Source organism: Aminobacter sp. MET-1 (assembly GCF_026521175.1).
GTDB lineage: Bacteria > Pseudomonadota > Alphaproteobacteria > Rhizobiales > Rhizobiaceae > Aminobacter.
Window position 1 is genome coordinate 130,526 of the sequence record NZ_JAMSHL010000013.1, and the last position, 17,118, is coordinate 147,643.

The 17,118-nt window shown below is 60.4% G+C and carries 20 protein-coding genes; 5 read left to right on the forward strand and 15 right to left on the reverse strand.

The window, feature by feature from the left end:
• Positions 1–30 precede the first annotated feature (30 nt).
• Positions 31–471, reverse strand: coding sequence for a pseudoazurin (locus NDO48_RS18595; protein WP_018426687.1), 441 nt, complete (start codon positions 469–471; stop codon positions 31–33).
• Between the two features lie 209 nt (positions 472–680).
• On the opposite strand from NDO48_RS18595, the gene NDO48_RS18600 reads away from it, so the two are divergent.
• Complete coding sequence (locus tag NDO48_RS18600; RefSeq protein ID WP_267322022.1) at positions 681–1,385, forward strand: Crp/Fnr family transcriptional regulator; 705 nt, start codon at positions 681–683, stop codon at positions 1,383–1,385.
• A 9-nt stretch (positions 1,386–1,394) separates the two neighbouring features.
• Here NDO48_RS18600 and NDO48_RS18605 read toward each other — a convergent pair whose 3' ends face one another.
• Positions 1,395–1,595 carry a DUF1858 domain-containing protein gene (locus NDO48_RS18605; RefSeq protein ID WP_018426685.1) on the reverse strand — a complete coding sequence of 67 codons (201 nt, stop codon included), beginning with the start codon at positions 1,593–1,595 and terminating at the stop codon, positions 1,395–1,397.
• A 681-nt stretch (positions 1,596–2,276) separates the two neighbouring features.
• On the opposite strand from NDO48_RS18605, the gene NDO48_RS18615 reads away from it, so the two are divergent.
• From NDO48_RS18615 to NDO48_RS18630, 4 genes are all read left to right on the forward strand, one after another.
• Positions 2,277–2,546, forward strand: a complete 270-nt coding sequence (locus NDO48_RS18615; protein ID WP_267322023.1) for a hypothetical protein — start codon at positions 2,277–2,279, stop codon at positions 2,544–2,546.
• A 137-nt stretch (positions 2,547–2,683) separates the two neighbouring features.
• Positions 2,684–3,610 carry a hypothetical protein gene (locus NDO48_RS18620; protein ID WP_267322024.1) on the forward strand — a complete coding sequence of 309 codons (927 nt, stop codon included), beginning with the start codon at positions 2,684–2,686 and terminating at the stop codon, positions 3,608–3,610.
• Positions 3,611–3,616: 6 nt separating this feature from the next.
• Positions 3,617–5,047 (forward strand): multicopper oxidase family protein, encoded by a 1,431-nt coding sequence (locus NDO48_RS18625; RefSeq protein WP_267322025.1) that lies wholly within the window; start codon positions 3,617–3,619, stop codon positions 5,045–5,047.
• The gene (locus tag NDO48_RS18630; RefSeq protein ID WP_267322026.1) at positions 5,037–5,264 is read left to right on the forward strand and encodes a DUF982 domain-containing protein; all 228 of its coding nucleotides are present in this window, start codon (positions 5,037–5,039) and stop codon (positions 5,262–5,264) included. The genes NDO48_RS18625 and NDO48_RS18630 overlap by 11 nt, the downstream gene beginning before the upstream one ends.
• Before the next feature lie 27 nt (positions 5,265–5,291).
• Here the strand turns inward: NDO48_RS18630 and NDO48_RS18635 are convergent, their stop codons facing one another.
• The 13 genes from NDO48_RS18635 to NDO48_RS18695 form a co-directional block, all read right to left on the reverse strand.
• The gene (locus NDO48_RS18635; RefSeq protein WP_267322027.1) at positions 5,292–5,819 is read right to left on the reverse strand and encodes a helix-turn-helix domain-containing protein; all 528 of its coding nucleotides are present in this window, start codon (positions 5,817–5,819) and stop codon (positions 5,292–5,294) included.
• A gap of 180 nt (positions 5,820–5,999) precedes the next feature.
• Complete coding sequence (locus NDO48_RS18640; protein WP_267322028.1) at positions 6,000–7,289, reverse strand: glycerate kinase type-2 family protein; 1,290 nt, start codon at positions 7,287–7,289, stop codon at positions 6,000–6,002.
• 89 nt (positions 7,290–7,378) lie between these two features.
• On the reverse strand, positions 7,379–7,981 hold the full coding sequence (locus NDO48_RS18645; RefSeq protein WP_267322029.1) for a HupE/UreJ family protein: 603 nt from the start codon (positions 7,979–7,981) through the stop codon (positions 7,379–7,381).
• Positions 7,982–8,026: 45 nt separating this feature from the next.
• Positions 8,027–8,905, reverse strand: a complete 879-nt coding sequence (locus NDO48_RS18650; RefSeq protein WP_267322030.1) for an urease accessory protein UreD — start codon at positions 8,903–8,905, stop codon at positions 8,027–8,029.
• Entirely contained in the window at positions 8,902–9,549 is a 648-nt protein-coding gene (gene ureG, locus NDO48_RS18655; RefSeq protein WP_267322031.1) for an urease accessory protein UreG, read from the reverse strand. The genes NDO48_RS18650 and ureG overlap by 4 nt, the downstream gene beginning before the upstream one ends.
• A 4-nt stretch (positions 9,550–9,553) precedes the next feature.
• Positions 9,554–11,266, reverse strand: coding sequence for an urease subunit alpha (gene ureC / locus NDO48_RS18660; protein WP_267322032.1), 1,713 nt, complete (start codon positions 11,264–11,266; stop codon positions 9,554–9,556).
• A 14-nt stretch (positions 11,267–11,280) separates the two neighbouring features.
• Positions 11,281–11,976, reverse strand: a complete 696-nt coding sequence (locus NDO48_RS18665) for an urease subunit beta (RefSeq protein ID WP_267322033.1) — start codon at positions 11,974–11,976, stop codon at positions 11,281–11,283.
• Between the two features lie 12 nt (positions 11,977–11,988).
• Positions 11,989–12,672 (reverse strand): urease accessory protein UreF, encoded by a 684-nt coding sequence (locus NDO48_RS18670; RefSeq protein WP_267322034.1) that lies wholly within the window; start codon positions 12,670–12,672, stop codon positions 11,989–11,991.
• On the reverse strand, positions 12,669–13,121 hold the full coding sequence (gene ureE, locus NDO48_RS18675) for an urease accessory protein UreE (protein WP_267322035.1): 453 nt from the start codon (positions 13,119–13,121) through the stop codon (positions 12,669–12,671). Before ureE ends, NDO48_RS18670 begins: the two co-directional genes overlap by 4 nt.
• Positions 13,122–13,185: 64 nt before the next feature.
• A complete protein-coding gene (locus tag NDO48_RS18680; RefSeq protein ID WP_416377213.1) occupies positions 13,186–14,439 on the reverse strand; it encodes an ArgE/DapE family deacylase in 1,254 nt (417 codons plus the stop codon).
• Positions 14,436–14,936, reverse strand: coding sequence for an ureidoglycolate lyase (locus NDO48_RS18685; protein ID WP_182576092.1), 501 nt, complete (start codon positions 14,934–14,936; stop codon positions 14,436–14,438). The genes NDO48_RS18680 and NDO48_RS18685 overlap by 4 nt, the downstream gene beginning before the upstream one ends.
• Positions 14,937–15,019: 83 nt before the next feature.
• Entirely contained in the window at positions 15,020–15,919 is a 900-nt protein-coding gene (gene puuE, locus NDO48_RS18690) for an allantoinase PuuE (protein WP_267322036.1), read from the reverse strand.
• A gap of 88 nt (positions 15,920–16,007) precedes the next feature.
• On the reverse strand, positions 16,008–17,117 hold the full coding sequence (locus NDO48_RS18695) for an ABC transporter permease (RefSeq protein ID WP_182576094.1): 1,110 nt from the start codon (positions 17,115–17,117) through the stop codon (positions 16,008–16,010).
• Position 17,118 lies beyond the last annotated feature (1 nt).

The following is a 17,118-nucleotide window of genomic DNA, read 5'->3' on the forward strand; positions in this document are numbered from 1 at the left end:
CTGGGAAATTTCGGGCGTAACCGCCACGGCTCAGTTGGTGGGCACCTGTGCCAGCAACCCTTCGAACACTTTCTTGGCCTTGCCGGTCTGCTTGACCGCCTTTGCCTGTTCGAGATTGCTCGGCTTGCCGACCACGATCAATGCCACCATGCCCATGCCGTAATGCGGCGTGCACTTGACGCCGTAGACGCCTTCCTTGTCGAGCGTGACGGTGATCTGCTCGTTCATCTTGCCCTTGAAGGGCGTTGCCCCCTCGGGGATCATGTCCTTGATGCTCTCGGCATCGTGGGATTTGTCTGTCGGCACGAAGGTGACGGTATCGCCTGGTGCCGCGACGATGAAATCGGGCTGGAACACCATGGCCCCCTTTTCGCCCTTGTTCAGCATCTGGACCTGATGATCGGCTGCCTGTGCGGCGCCGGCCAGAAGGGCCGCTGCAAAAGCGGCCGCAACAACAACTGCATGTCTCATCGTCTTTTCCCATGTTCTTGCATGACGGCTCCAGCCGTCAGCCCTCTGTAGGGTCCGCCCGTGTCGAGAACTTTGATCCAACGCAAACTTGACCGGGATTTCAGGAATATTGCGCTGCTTGTGTCAGTCCGATGGCCTGTGACATTCTGGCGCTCGACAGCGAATGCCGATTTGGAGCACTGGGCTCGGCACTGTCAGGAGATACGGAATTGAGCCGACTCGATCGCTCGCTGATTGCAGGCATGCCTATATTCCAGGGAATGGCCCCTGCCGAGCTGGATGGCATGCTCGTGAAAGCGCGCTCGCTGCGCATCGCCAAGGACCAGACGGTGTTCGAACAGGAAGGCGAGGCCCACTCCTTCTTCCTGCTGCTCAGCGGCCATGTGCGGGTTGTCAAGACCACGCCCGACGGCCAGCAGGTCATCGTCCGCTACATCAGCCCGGGTGAACTGATGGGCATCGCCCATGCTTTGGGGCGCACCACCTATCCGGCCAGTGCTGTCGCCGCCGTCGACTGTGTCGTGCTGGCATGGCCCGGCCATCTGTGGCCCGAAATGGCCGCAAATTTCCCGAATTTCGGCGCCGGAACCTACAAGACCGTCGGCGCTAGGCTGCAGGAAACGCAGGCGCGCGTCGTCGAACTCGCCACCGAACAGGTCGAACAGCGCGTTGCACATGCCCTGCTGCGGTTGGTCAAACAGACGGGCCGCAAGACCGAAGAAGGCATCCTCATCGACTTCCCGATTTCGCGGCAGGACATTGCCGAAATGACGGGCACCACATTGCACACGGTCAGCCGCCTGCTCACCGCCTGGGAAGAAAAGGGGTTGGTCAAGAGCGGGCGCCAGAAGGTGACCGTGATCGAACCACACCGGCTGTTTGCGCTGGCCGAGGGCCAGGCTGACAAGGGCTGATCCAAGAGCTCATTTCATCAATTTCGTCAGGTCCGCGACCAGCAAATCTTCATCGAGAAGATGCTCTCGTGCGGCATCAGACACCGTATGGAACGAGGCGATCGGGCAACCGACGCAAAGCATGCCATGGCCCAGAATGACCCGGATCGAACCGGGCCACCGGCGCATGATGGTGTCCATCGTCATGTCGTGGTCGAAACGTGACTTCATTGTCGGGCTACCCGATTGTCGGGCCCAATCATGAGCTGGCCGGCGCGTTCCATCATTGCGCATGGACAAAGAGACCGACGATCGCAATGTGCCGGCATCGCGAACAACAGATTGTCGCGGTCTGAGCGTTTGGCGGGCAGCTCCGGGGCGTCCTCGCCATCTCGAAGAGGGCGGCCTATTCGATCCGGCTGGAGCCAGCCGCCCAGAATGTTTCGCATCGCGCGCATGACTATTCTCGATCCGATCGGGATCAGATCGTCACGAAAGTCATGGTCTGGATTGTAGTGTTGGATATTGCTCGCCTGCCCCGAGGAAGAACATCACCGATGCTGCGCTGTGGCCAAACAGGCCAAAGTCTTCCGATGCGTGCATCGGTCGCAATGCTTGTGACCGACATGCGGCGCGCAGCAGACCTCGCGACTGTGCACGCTATCCCAGGCTACAGCCCTCTCCTCCAGCACTTCACTAGATCTGGAATATGGTCGCAGGCCGGGCTTGCGGGATCGGGAAAAGAGAATGGCAGTTCAGCGGAAGTCTGACTGGTGCACGAAACCTTTGCGCCGGCAAATATCGCCGCCGAAACTACGTTGTTGCCGCGGTTTTCCCTCTACTCCCACTCAATTATTCAAAACCCAGCTAGGTCATTGATCTAGCTGGGTTTTTTCTTGCCCACAGACCGATATGCCGACCCATGAGCCGTCAAAATCATACGGTGTTGATTTTAAACGGGAATTTCCGCGAAAAATTTTTCGCGCGCTGTCGGAATCTATCGAGATCAATCGCCCTTCAGAGCCGCATTTTTCGGTCAGCATCGACCTCGCCGCCAACCCAAAAGTACCGTCATCAACTGCTTTAGCAAATTGGAAGCGAGGAATCGAGGCCACCGTAGCGAGCCCCGCCGCCATGAGGAGTGACGACCGCGAAGCCCAGAGCAAGTCGGCCCCGCTGTAAGCGATCGCCAGTTGCTCATGCGCCTCTATCAGCTGCTCGGTGCGCTCACGTTTCGCCAGTGTCAGCCAACACTACAGCGCCACATGTCCCCGGGAAATTTGCAGAAATGCTAAAATAGCTGCCCCTCATACTTGACTATGAAAATCAGCTTAAATAGGACCGTCCAGTTTGCTCGGTCAACTCGAACTTTCCCTCAGGCTCGAAACGCAGCGGGCACGCCATCCCATTGGGAGGGCGTGATGGGCCGTTGCGTCCTCCATCCGGTGACACAATTGAGCGCTTTCGACCTCTCCCTCGCATCATCACCAGCGCTTTTGTCCTATGCCAGGACATCACTGAGGTTGATCCATTTCGGCGGCCTGATCCTGGGATTCGGCGGGGCGGCGTTTCTCGACCTGACATTGTCGCGTTATCGCTGGACAGCCGTGACAGCCGAACTCGTCGACAATGTCGAATGGATCAGTCGCTTCGTTGCCCGCGGCCTGCTGATGCTCTGGCTGTCGGGCATCGGGTTTCTTCTGCTCTACCAGGCCGCCGAGCCGGAGAAAGTCCTGAACCCGAAGATCTGGGCCAAGGTGATCATCGTCGCCATACTGACGATCAACGGCATCGCCATTCATCGCCTGGTGCTGCCGTTCCTCAGGTGGCAGGTCGGAAAGCACCTCCTGGCTGACATCGAACCGCGCAAGCGCGCCGCACTCATCGGCTGCGGGGTCGTGTCGGTCGTTTCATGGGTAATGCCGGTGGTGCTCGGCGCGGCTCCCCAACTGAACTTTGTCGTCCCCTGCGCCGCCATCCTGGCCGCTTACGCTGTTGTTCTGGTGCAGGGTTTCCTGATCGCCGCCATTGTCGTCCGCAAATGGCCTCGAAATTCCCGGAGCGACATGGCCCGGAATGAGCAGGCGACGTCCCGACAAGGCACAGGAGCACAGTGTTCGCGGTCGTTTGCTGATGCAGGCGGATGGATGAATCGGTCTGGATCGTTTTGGCCCGGATCGTTTTGGGATTGCCCCCGGCCAGCCGGAAATTCGAAGAACGGCGCCATCGAGGCCTGCGAAAGGTAAGTCCGTATGCCTGGAATATCGCGCCGTGAGGTCTTGCTCGGGGGTGCTGCAGCTCTTGCTGCAGCCGCCACCGGCACTGTGGCGGCAAGTCGGGCCAACGCGGTCGACCTGACCCTGCGGGCGTCGATGCTGCGCCATTCGATCCTGCCCGGCACGATGACCGAAGGCATGATGAGCTTTCACGCCGACGTACCGCCTCCGGTGCTGCGGCTGCCGCAGGGCAAACCATTCTCGATCGATGTGGTGAACGACCTGGAGGAAGCGACGATCGTGCACTGGCACGGTTTGCGCATCGCCAATGCGATGGATGGCGTTCCCTATCTGACACAGGCGCCGATCGCGCCCGGCAACAGCTTCCGATACACTCTGGCAGCGCCGGATGCCGGCACCTATTGGTATCATCCGCATTGCAACACGCTGGAGCAGATGGCCAGGGGGCTGACCGGCGTCCTGGTGGTCGAAGACGAGGAAGCCCCGGGGTTCGACCGCGACCTGCCGCTCAACATCAGGGACTTCCGCCTCGGCAGCGATGGTCAGTTCATCGAGTTGTTCAAGCCACGCAATGCGGCCCGCGGCGGCACTCTGGGCACGGTCGGCACAGTGAACTGGGAAGTCGCTCCGACATATGATCTCGCCGCCGGCAGCCTCGTGCGGCTGCGTCTGGCGGTGACCGACGTCACCCGCGTCGGCACATATGATCTCGAGGGCGGAACCGCCCAGGTGATCGCACTGGATGCAAATCCCCTGGCGCAGCCCATTGCGCCCAAGGGGATCGTCATGGCGCCGGGGCAGCGCGCCGACATCGCCTTGCGTGTACCTGACAATGCGGAGGACATTGTGAGCCTGAGCCTGAGAACGCCGCAAGGGCCGCGGCTTCTCGCGCGGTTTCGGCCCCTGGGTGCCAGTATCAGGCGCAGGCTGGACGAGCTCAAGCCGCTGCAGCCCAATCCGATACCACAAGCTGATCTCGCCAATGCTGAAACGATAGACTTCATCTTTGGCTGGTCGCCCGGCGGCGACGCACCTGCGCCGAGCATTTGCGGCACCCTCGGCTACACATTCTGGTCGATCAATCGGGTTGCAGGGCAATCCGACATACCGGGCCCCGGCGAGCCGCTCGCCGTGTTGAAACAGGGCAGGAGCTATGTCCTGCGCCGGCGCAACGAAACACCGAACGATCATCCCATCCACCTGCACGGCATGAGCTTCCGCCTGTTGCGCTCCGACAAGCGCAAGGTCGCCCCACTGCTCACAGACACCGCCCTGCTGCTGTCGAAGGAAACGATGGAGGTGGCACTGGTCGCCGACAACCCTGGCGACTGGGCGTTCCACTGCCATGTGATCGAGCATCAGAAAACCGGGCTGAGCGGCTATCTGCGTGTGGAGGCTGAGGTGCCGACAAATACTGTAGTGAGACTCACCGGCCATGGACTTTGATATCATCTGGATCGCGTTCGAAGGCCGCACCATAGCGATTTCCTCGATTGACGAGGCTCGGGCCTTTTTGTCTGAATGGCCTGGTGGGCAAGAAATGGCTCGCCTTGCTGTCATCGCCTTGACGCGGGCAGAGACCGCGGAAATTTCCACGACAGAAGTTCGTCAGGTATTTCTCGATTTCTGTATCGATGCCCAAATTCTTGCGAGCATCGACTAAATCAGAATTGCGCCAGCCGACACGAATTCAGTTATTTCGATCAACAGATAGTATTGATAAATACTTAACTCTTGATGAATTTAACCGCTTAGGCCCGTGAGGTATTATCGCATCAAATTGAAGACTGTCGCCCGTTGCCATATCGTATATTTTATCGCCATGATTATATTCCATTTCTCCATCAAATATAAATATAAACTTGATCCCAGCCTCAGACAAGATTTCACTTGATTTATTGAAATTATCGTGCGTCAAGGTTATTATCAATGGTTGAAAAACGAACCCATCAACACTCGATATTGTTTCAATTACATGCGCGTATTTGTCGCCTGCGATACTCGACACGCACTTTGTAAATACGGCAGTTCTTTCGGCCTGGGCACGTCGTAGCAAAGCCGAAATCGGAACGGCCAAAGCCTCCGAAAGTGAATGCAAGGTACCAAGCGACGGTGAAATTATCCCCTTTTCTATCTTAGATAGCATTCCGAGCGAAATTCCCGCCGCGTGAGCAAGTTCGGTGGCCGTAATTTCGTGCTTCCTACGATACTTTCGCACTTCCCTTCCGATAAGTAACTGCAACTGCCGCGAGTTGAGGCCTACACTATTTCGATTATAGTTATGAACGCAGACATCACTTTCCACGAAATTGGCCTTTTGGCTCGGATTGACGTATGCTCTGACAAATCATCAGCACATCTGAACCCTTCCGTTGAGTAGCAGACTCAAGCACCTCCCTCATTTTCCTGCAGGCCTATTCATCAGTAAAATTTGCAGGTCAGTTACAGCGGTGCTGGTGTTGACTGTTGCGAGCAGATCGCCCGAATACTGCAGGGCTTGATGAAAGGCACCAGCCTCAAGCAAAGCTCCCGGATCGCAGCCAAGCTTCCGTACCCGCGAAATCGAGTTGGGGTCGACAATAGCTCCGGCTGTATCACGTCCAGCGCAGCCACTCAGAAATGCCCATGGATGCCCGATAGGTGCTTGCTCATCGAGGAACGCGAAACGCAGAGCGAGCTCTTGGTTTCGCTCCCGGATGCCGGCCTTCCTGTCGGCAGGGCTCCAACCCGCGACTATCGCCATTGGCCCGCTTTCTGCAGACTGCAATTTCGCTAGCTGGTGCAGCGTCGCAGCGACGTCGGATGCGGTACCTTCAAGCTCGTCAACTTTGAGGATAGTTTTGTGACTGGCTGCGGCCCGTTCGATCACCTTGCACAAGCTAGCGTTGACAGAGCCAACCACCACGTTCTCGACATGCGAGAAGCTCATTTCTTCGGTACGTTCGAGCAGATGATCGGCATATGAGCGAAGGGCGCCCGACACAATCCCGTTCAAGCGGTAGCGGATTAGTACAGCGAGTGCGTCCGCAGCAGTAGTTGCAGGCTGCGCTGTTGGCCCCGAGGCAACCGTTCCGACTTCATCGCCTGCAACATCCGACAGGATCAACGAGAGTATCTGCGCGCCGGTTGTCAGTTGCGCAAGGCGGCCGCCTTTCAGGCGCGAAAACTGCTGCCGGACAGCATTAATCTCGCAGATATCTGCGCCCGAGTGCAGCAGGGCTTCGCTGAGCGCTATTTTGTCGGCAAGCAACACACCTGGCGCTGGGGCACACACCAGCGCTGAACCACCGCTGCTTATGAGTACCAGCACCAAGTCGCCAGGTACGGCTGAACGCGCAGCGCGTTCAACTGCATAGGCTGCTGCGACACTGCGCTCGTCGGGAAGCGGATAACCGGCGACCGTGACGTGCATCCCTTCCACTGCCGATCGATTCTCGCAGTTTGTGACGATGCACGCACTGTGCAGCTTGTTGACCACAAAAGGCAGGGCGGCGCGGGCCATTGGACACGCTGCCATGCCGAAAGCAATAAGGATTACTCGCTTGGCAAGCTCAAGTTCGGTCTTGCGACTTTGCAGGGCCGAAGCAACAGCTCTTTCGGGGTCGGACGCCTCTATGCCTTCATGGAACAAAGCGATGGCCTGTTCACGAAGCCTATTGCCCGTCAGTGTCGAAAGGTCTTGGATCATGATAGTTCGTCCTGACCGCTCAGTGTGTCTCTGTGTCTCGCGTCTACCTGCGGGAACACAAACACGGCCTCCCACGCGCTAATCCATTTTCAGACGAGGCCGGTCACCACGCCTATGCCGGCGAAAGCCGCGAGCGCGCCAAGCGAACGGACCACGACCGCTCCACGTAGACCGGCCTTGCCGTCGAGAGCCAGTCCGAAGCCAAGTCCGGCCGCGTGCAGAATCGCCGTCGCCAGGACAAAGCCAGCGCCATAAGCCAGGCCGCTGGCACTTTCGGGCATCTCGGCGCCGTGGGCATAGCCATGGAACACCGCGAAGAAGCCGACCAGCGCCATGGCTGCCGCCACTCCGGCGCGCAGGTTGCAGGCGACGACACCACCGAGAACGACGATCGACAGGCCGATGCCGAGTTCGACGAACGGCACGGCAATGCCGGCAAGACCAAGTGCGCCGCCCAGGATCATCATCGACACGAAGCTTGCCGGGACGAGCCAGCGGGCCCGCCCGCCAAGCTGAGCGGCGAACAGGCCAACCATCACCATGGCGAGCACATGGTCGAGCCCGCCAAGCGGGTGGACAAAGCCGTGGGCGAAACCTTCGACATGGCCGATGCCGGTGTGGGCACTGGCGAGACCGGGCGCCAGTGCGAAGGCGGCCAGTGCCGCTGTCCGAATGAGAGATTTGCTGTTCATGATCCTGTTCCTTTCATCATTCACAGATCAGATGCGAATTGGTCGTCATTTGCGCCGCCGCGCGGGTTGCTGTCCGAAGGCCGCCACCACGGCGAGCGCAAAGAGATCGTCGGCGATCCCGCGCGCCGCGATCGCGTCCGCCGCCAGGCAGCGCACGCCCCAGCCCGCGCCATTGGGCAGCGCGGTGATGCCGGCGACCTGGCGTTCCGCTCGACCGAGGCCGGCGAGCTCATCGACGGTTGGCAGCCGGTCCGGCGCGCCGACGAGCATGAAGCTGGACACGACCTTCCATGCGCCGACGGGCGAAGTGGGTCCGGCAAGGTCCGCTCCGGCGATGTCAAAATTGTCGCGCACGAGCAGCCGTCCGTCGGCGCCCCGAATCTCGACCTTCGCCTCCACCCGCTCGAACGGACGGTTGCGCGCCTGCGGGTCGTGCAGGGCGAAGGCGTCGGACAACAGGAGCACTGCACCGGGTGCGAGGCGGGCCTGGGTGATGTTCGAACACGCGGCACCGGGAAACAGCACCAGCGGATCGGGGGTCAGCGCCAGGAACGCCCCTTCCTGCAGCACGATCTCTGTCGTCTGGTGAGCCGGCAGACCGTAGCAGTCGTGAACGACCGTGGCCGCCTGGGTGGTGACGTGGCCGGCGGCGCCCGCACCAACATCGAAGCGGCTCGAAAGCCTGTCGTCCCGGTAGAGCCCGCCGGAGGAAGACTGCTGGTAGACGGTGAGCAGGGATGGGATGGCGGTATCGAGCGCAAACGGCCGCGTCATGTGGAAAGGATAAGAGACGTACTGGCGTCCGATATGCGTGCGCGCGCCGTGGCGGGCCAGCGCAAGCTCGAAGCGGCCACTTCGTGCCCCGGCCTGGCGCGGCTGTGCCGGCAGGCGAGATGTAGGCGGTTGGGGCCAATGGCTCGTCATCTGAACAACACGTCGGAGACGATGCGGTCGGCGATCGCGTCGATCCCATCATTGCTGCGGCAATTGGTGAGCGCCATCGGTCGGCCAGCGCGCGCAGTAGCGGACTGCGCGGCCATCGCCGCAAGGTCGACACCTACGTAAGGGGCAAGATCGATCTTGTTGACGACCAGCAGGTCGCATTTGAGGACGCCAGGACCGTTCTTGCGCGGAATGTCGTCTCCACCGGCAACGTCGATGACGAACATCCACCAGTCGACGAGGTCGAGCGAGAAGGTCGAGGCGAGATTGTCGCCGCCGCTTTCGATCAGGATCAGCTCGACATCCGGAAACAAGGCTTCCAGATCATCGGCGGCGGCGATGTTGAGGGTGGGATCCTCGCGAATGACGGTGTGCGGGCAGGCGCCCGCCTCGACCGCCGCCACACGCGCCGGGTCGATCAGACCCGAGCGGCGGATACGTTCGGCGTCCTCCGCCGTCACCAAATCGTTGGTGACGATTGCCAGCGACACGCCGCGCGCCGCGAAAGCCGGGATCAGCCGTTCGATAAGCGCGGTCTTGCCTGAGCCGACGGGACCGCCAATGCCGATGCGGGCGGCTCCGACACGCGACTGTGCAGGCGAATGGAAAGACGTCCTGGTGTCCATGATGTCACCTCAGCATGTAGCGTTGGGTCAGCGGCAGTTCATAAGCCGGCTCGCAGGTGGCCAATTCGCCATCGACGAAAACGTCGAAGGTCTGCGGATCGACGCGGATATTGGGGCAGGCGTCGTTGTGCAGCATGTCCTTCTTCGACAGGGCACGATTGCCGCGCGAGGGCAGCAACGCCTTCTTCAGGTCGAGCGTCGCGGCAAGGCCCCTGTCGATGGCGAGCGGATTGACGAAGCAGGCCGACAGCGCCTGCTTGGCGCGGCCGAAGGCGCCCCATTGCGGCCGCAGGAGCAGCGGCTCGCAGGTCATCAGCGAGGCAGCGCTGTCGCCCATTGCGCCCCAGGCGATGAAGCCGCCCTTGATGACGAGCTCCGGCTTGATGCCGAAGAAGGCCGGACGCCAGATCACGATGTCTGCCATCTTGCCGTCTTCGAGCGAACCGACATGCTCCGCGATGCCGAAGGTGCGGGCCGCGTTGATGGTGTATTTGGCGACGTAGCGCTTGATGCGTTCATTGTCGCCGAAGCGCGTGGTCTCTTCGGGCAGGCGGCCGCGCTGCTTCTTCATCTTGTCGGCGAGTTGCCAGGTGCGGCAGATCACCTCGTTGATGCGGCCCATGCCCTGGCTGTCGGAGCCGAGCATCGAGATCGCGCCAATGTCGTGCAAGATGTCCTCGGCGGCGATGGTCTGGGCGCGGATGCGGCTTTCGGCGAAGGCGACATCCTCTGGAATGGCCGGGTTGAGGTGGTGGCACACCATCGTCATGTCGAGATGTTCGTCGAAGGTATTGATCGTGTAGGGATTGGTCGGGTTGGTCGAGGACGGCAGGCACCACGGCACGCCGGCGACGCTGATGATGTCGGGCGCATGGCCGCCGCCGGCACCCTCCGTGTGGTACATATGGATGGTGCGGCCATTGATGGCCGCAAGCGTATCCTCGAGGAAACCGGATTCGTTCAGCGTGTCGGTATGGATCTGGACCGGGAAATCGAGTTCGTCGGCAACCGTCAGGCAGGTGTCGATCGAGGCCGGCATGGTGCCCCAATCCTCATGCAGCTTGAGGCCGAGGCAGCCCGTCTCGATCTGCTCGACCAGCGAGGCTGGTCTGTGCGAATTGCCGCGACCGAGGAAGCCGAAATTGATCGGCCAGTGCTCGGCAGCCTGCAGCATCTTGCCGACGTTGAACGGACCGCCGCAGTCGATGCCGACCGTGATCGGACCCAAAGAACCGCCGAGCATTGTCGTGATGCCGGAGGCGATCGCGTGGTCGCAGAGCTGTGCACTGTCGAAGTGGACATGCACGTCGAGCGCGCCGGCCGTTGCGATCAACCCTTCGCAGTCGCGCACCGTGGTCGCCGCCGAGACGATGAGGCGCGGGTCGACTCCGTCCATGATCGCCGGGTTTCCGGCCTTGCCGATGCCGACGATCTTGCCGTCGCGAATGCCGAGATCGCCCTTGACGATGCCGACGACGGCATCGATCACCGTCACGTTGCACAACAGGAAGTCGAGCGCACCCTCGGCGCTGGTGACGCCAGCGGCAAGGCCGGCACCATCGCGCAGCGTCTTGCCGCCGCCATGCAGGCACTCGTCGCCATAGACGGCGAAGTCCTTTTCAACGACGGCGACGAGCGAGGTGTCGCCGAGACGGAAGCCGTCACCGGTGGTCGGGCCGTACATCGCCGCATAGTCGCGGCGTGACAAGGTTGCCATGATCGTTCCTCCCCTCAGGCGCCGCGAAAGCCGCGGGCGCGGGCGTTATCAAGGGCAGCGGCCTTCACCGCTGCATCGTTGGCCTGGCCGTTCGACAGCCCGTTGAGGCCCGAAAGCAGCTGCTGCCCGCCGAATGTGGTGAGCGGAACATCCTTCTCCTGTCCCGGCTCGAAGCGCACGGCGGTGCCGGCAGCGATGTCGAGGCGCATGCCGAAGGCAGCCGCACGGTCGAAGTCGAGCGCCTTGTTGACCTCGAAGAAGTGGTAATGGCTGCCGATCTGCACCGGGCGATCGCCGGTGTTGACGACCTTGAGCGTCAGCTTGCGGCGGCCGGCGTTGAGTTCGATATCGCCTTCCTCGGTGATGATCGCGCCGGGTTCGACATCGTCGGCAACAGCGCCTGCGGCCGGGCGTAGCGGCTCATGCACGGTGACCAGCTTGGTGCCGTCTCGGAACGTCGCCTCGATCTGCAGCATCGGCAGCATAGCCGCCACGCCTGGCATGACGTCGGCCTGGGTCAGGATTGCGGAGCCGAACGACATCATCTCGGCGACCGAGCGCCCTTCCCTGGCACCTTCGAGGATCTCGTCAGTGATGATTGCCACCGCTTCGGGATAGTTGAGCAGGAGCCCCTTGGCCCGCCGCTTGCGCGCCAGTTCGGCCGCCGTATAGATCGTCAGGCGCTCGAGTTCGGTCGGTGTCAGCAACATCGTGGGTACTCCTCAATTCGAAAACAGGCGCTGGCCCGAAGCGCCATGCATGGCGACCGCGATTTCGCAGAGCGGCGTGAACGACCGCAGCGGTTCGTCGTCGCCGACTGGCAGGCGGGCCGCGGCCTCGATGGCAGGCAGAGCGCGCGAGACAACCTTCTGCGCGTCGATGGCGCCGATCACGCCAAGCCGCACCGCGGCAGTTGAAAGCGACGCCACCATCTGGTAGCCGCCAATTGCCACGGCACTCGCCTCGTCAAGGTCGAGCGCCTGCCAGGCGAGGCCCTGGACGACCGGCAGGTGGCCGCAGGCGTCGCCCTTGCGGACCATGGCGCGATAGGCGGCTGCGCCGCAGGTGCCGATCCGCTCATGCGTGGTCAAAAGCGCCATGCCGTTGCGGCGCGAGCCCGATCTCAGCCCCTCGACGAAGGTCGAGGCCTCGACCTCGCGGTCGAGTTCGGCCAGCGCCTCCAGATCGCCGCCGAGCCGGTAGGCTCGAACCAGCGCGACACGGTCGGCATCGGCCCAGCGATGGCGGATCTGGATGTCGACGAAAGCAGCGAAGTCGAAGACGCCCAGTCTTCCAGCAAGCGTGGACGACGCCTCCAGCCCTTGCGAAAAGGCAAAGCCGCCGGAGGGGAATTGCCCGTCGGCATGTTGCAGGGCGACGAGCAATTGAGCCGATGGAGCGCTCATTCGGCCTCCTCGGTCATCTCGACACGGCCGCCTGAGATGAGCGACTCGATGCGCGCGGCATAGGCTGAAGCAGGACCGTCCTGGGCGACCAGCAGATCCTCGCCGTCGAAACGCACCCGCCAGTGCAAATTGCCGGCGTGGTAGCCCAATTCGAGCGCGTCGCTGGCCGAATGCGGCGTGAATCTCAGCCAACGCTGCTCGCCGGCGCGTACGATCACGGCGCGATGATGGTCGAGCACGAGAACGGCGCCGTCATGCAGCTTCTGGTCGCGTGGCAAGGTGATCGCCACCTCCTCGCCCTTGTCGGTCCGGACCATCAGCCGCCGGCGGTCGAGATCGCCGACAGCCACCGTCACAAACTCCACGGCGTGGTGGTGTTCGAGATGATGGATCGCTTCATGCAGACCGGGATCGTTTCGGCTCCCGACAACGCTCTCAACTCGAAGCATTGCTTCCTCCTTCTGCCCCGCTGCAGCCGCCACCAATTAGAATGAATCTGTTACTTCAAGACCCTCAGGCGTTGCCCGTCAGCAGGTCATAGAGCGCAAGCGCCACGACACTCGTCGCCAAAGCAAGGTCGTCAATCTTGAGCTTCTCGTCAGCACGATGGGCATTGGCCTCGAGCATCGTTCGCGGGCCGGCGCCATACAGCACGGTTGGGATTCCCGCATTGAAGTAGTGTCGTGCGTCCGTGTAAATTGGAACTCCGTGCGTAGGCACGGGTTTGCCGATGAGGTCCGAGGCATGCCTCTGCAAGGCATCGGCCAGACGTTCCTGCCCGTCGAGCGGCTTCAGCGGATTGGCCAGCATCAGTTGCCGGACATGGCATTCGATGCCCGGCATCTCCCGCGCCGTCGCCTCGATGAAGGCGATCAGGTCGCGCGCCACATCCGGACCGTTCTCTTCCGGGATCATGCGGCGGTCGACGCGCATCACGATCTTGTCGGGCACGACGTTGGTGTTGATGCCACCCGAAATGAGCCCCACCACCAGCGATGGCGTGGTGATGCCTTCGACCGATGAGCGCTGCTCCGAAAAACCCGAACGCAGCGAATAGAGCCGGCTCAGGATGTGGGTTGCCGCCTCGAGCGCGTCGATGCCCGTTTCGGGCCGTGCCGCATGAGCGGACTTGCCGCGGACGTCGATGTCGAGATGCAGGCAACCATTGTGGGCGGTGACTACGCCATACGACAGGCCGGCGCAGATCGCGTAGTCTGGCTTGGTCAAGCCTTGCTGTAGTAGATAGAGCGGGCCGATGTCGCCACCGACCTCTTCGTCATAGGTCAGGTGGATCTCGATCGTGCCCGACAGCTTTTCGCCTAGCGCACGCAGCGCCAGCAGCGCATAGGCATAGGTGACGAAGTCGGACTTCGAGGTTGCCACACCCCGACCGTACATCCAGCCATCCTTGATCTCGGCGCCATAGGGATCGACGGTCCAGCCTTCGCCAGGCGCCACGACGTCGCCATGCGCATTGAGCGCGATCGTCGGGCCTGGACCAAACGTATGGCGGACAATCAGATTGGTGGCGCTGATCATGCCGACGCTTGTAACCAGCGCGTCGGGCACCTTGTGCCGCTCGACCGTTAAGCCCAGGCCTTCATACAACTGGGCAGCACGATCGGCATGCGCTGCGCAATCTCCGGGCGGGTTGTCGGACGGCACCTTGACCAGTTCTGCCAGCATGCGCACCTGGTCGTCGCGATGCGACCGGATGAATTCTGTTAGATGCGCCCCACCTTCTGATATCTGTTTTGTCTTCATCATGGAGTGTTCCATCCAATGACATAAGGATCGGCAAAGTTGTACTCTTCGAGATTGTTTCCCAGACCCCCACGATCTACCACCAGAAAATCTTGCTCGTTACCCAGAGGAGAAAGTACTCCGTGCCAGACATTGCTGTGGTAATTCACGCCCTGCCCCGCTTGCGCAATAAATGCCCTGGGCGCCTGCGGAACACCTTGCCGGTCAAGACATACGACCACCAGGAACGCCCCCTGCTCCGTCGGGATGAAAGCCTGGCTTCCATACGGATGCCTCTCGACAGCGGAAACAATTAGTGGAAGCTCGTAGTGACGGCTCCGGACCATAGAGATCAGAACTCGCCCTTCCGGGCCACCCACCTGTACTTTCGCGAGATCGTGAAAGCGATCGGCCATACCGCCGTTGATCGAGTAACTGCCATTACCATCTATCTCGATTACATCACCGAACTCGCGAAACCGTTCTCGTGTGAGCGGCTCAATCTCAACAACTTGTGGCATGTTCTCGTTCCAAGCTCAGATACCTAAGATCACGAAATGCCGCTCAATGCAGATCTGGGATGCTTCGAGCGGCATTGCTATCACTACACTCCGTGATGCTTGTGCCAGTGGCGCGCAATTTCATCTCTACGACAAATCCACACGCCCTCGTGCTTTTGCACATAGTCTAGAAAGCGCTGGAATGCCGCCCACCGACCCGGCCGGCCAACAATTCTCAGATGCAGACCGGTGGACATCATACGTGGTGTTCTGTCACTCTCGCGATAAAGCACGTCAAACGTATCCTTCAGGTAGGAAAAGTACTGATCACCTGAGTTGAAACCCGCGGCCGACACAAAGCGCATGTCATTTGCTTCCAGTGTGTACGGTATTCGCAAATGCTTCTTGCCATCCACGGTCACCCAATATGGGAGATCATCTGCATATGTGTCGGAATCGTAGAGGAACCCGCCCTCTTCGACTACGAGCTTCAATGTGTTCTGACTGCAGCGCCCGGTGTACCATCCCACAGGACGCTCGCCAGTGATCTTTGTGATGGCCTCGATAACCAGCTTCATGTGGGCGCGTTCCGTTTCCTCCCCCATCCATTGGTGGTCGATCCACTTCCAGCCATGACTGGCGATCTCATGGCCGGTGGAATGCATGAATTGGCCTGCTTCGGGGTAATGCTCGAGAGCTAGCCCGTTGGCCAGGACTGTGGACTTGATCCCCCGGGCGTTCAGCTCGTTGAAAACTCGCCAGAAGCCGACACGTGTGCCGTATTCGTAGAGAGATTCCATATTCACGCTGCGCACACCGAAAAGCGGGGGAGCACCAATCATGTCGGAGATAAAGTTTTCAGAATGAGCGTCTCCGTGAAGTACGCTGTTCTCTGAACCTTCTTCAAAGGCTACGATAATCTGCAGCGCCAGCTTGGCGCCATTAGGCCAATTGGCATTCGGCGGATTATTGCCGTAGCCGACCATGTCGCGAGCATAGGTCATGTTGTTTTCCTTTCGACTTCAGCCGTTTTGATCGGCACTAACTTCTCAAACGACCCGGGATTAGGGGCCTGGACGATTTCTGCGACGTTCAAAGATGTCGGACAGTTCCAGTATCATCCTGTTTTACGGCGTCGGTCCCGATGCCCGCCGCTGCGCGCTGCTCACCCACTCGACGGCGGCCCTCAAGAAGCGGTCCGAGCACCGAACCCAAGGAGTCAAGGCTGGCGGCAAATACCAAGGCGAGACCAGCAGCAACGAGCTGCACGAATGGCGTCACATTTAGCTGCGTAAGTCCGTTCTCCAGAACGCCGAGAAAGATCCACGCTGTCGCAACACCACCAATCCGTCCGCGACCACCGGCAAACGCAACGCCGCCAAGCAGCACGATCGTCAGAGCTTGGAGTTCCATCTGCAGGCCTAGTGCGCCAGGTGCAGAACCATCAAGGCGTGCAGCCGACATCACGCCAGCCAGCCCGGCAGCTGCCCCGGTAACGACATAGAGAGCAAACGGCAGTGCACGTACCGGCAACGCGGCCAAAAACGCAGCCCGCGGATTTGACCCAATGGCGTAGACGTATCGCCCCCAGGTGGTCAGCGAGATAAAGATCGCGGCAGCAACGAAAGAGATAGCAACGATCCACAGCTGAATCGGAATATGAAGAAAATCACCATTGCCCATCACCACGAAGAACTCGTCCAGGCCCGATATTTCGTTCTGCTGTATAAGCAGCGTGGCCCCGCGGAGAATGCCGAGCATACCCAGGGTAACGATAACTGGATTGAAGCGGAGGACCCCGCAGAGAACCCCGTTTATGGTGCCACCCAGCGCGCCCCCACCAATCCCGACCAACATGCTCAACCAGGGTGAAAGGCCCCATTCTGTATTGGCGAGAGCAACGAGCGTACCGGCAAACCCGATGTTTGATCCGACCGACAAGTCTACGTGCCCTGCGATCACCAACAAGGCCATCGCCGCCACTAGAACACCGATCACGGCATTATTTGTAAGAATCACCTCAAAGTTCGAAACCGTAAGAAATGTCGGCGTCTGCGACGTGAAATATACCATCATGATAACAAGCGCTATCACTAGGATATTATTGATAATAACTTCCGGGCGCTTGATTTTGTTTAGGATTGACGTTGAGCTGGATTTTTTTACCTCAACGGCATTATTCGATGTGGTTGACCTGGTCATC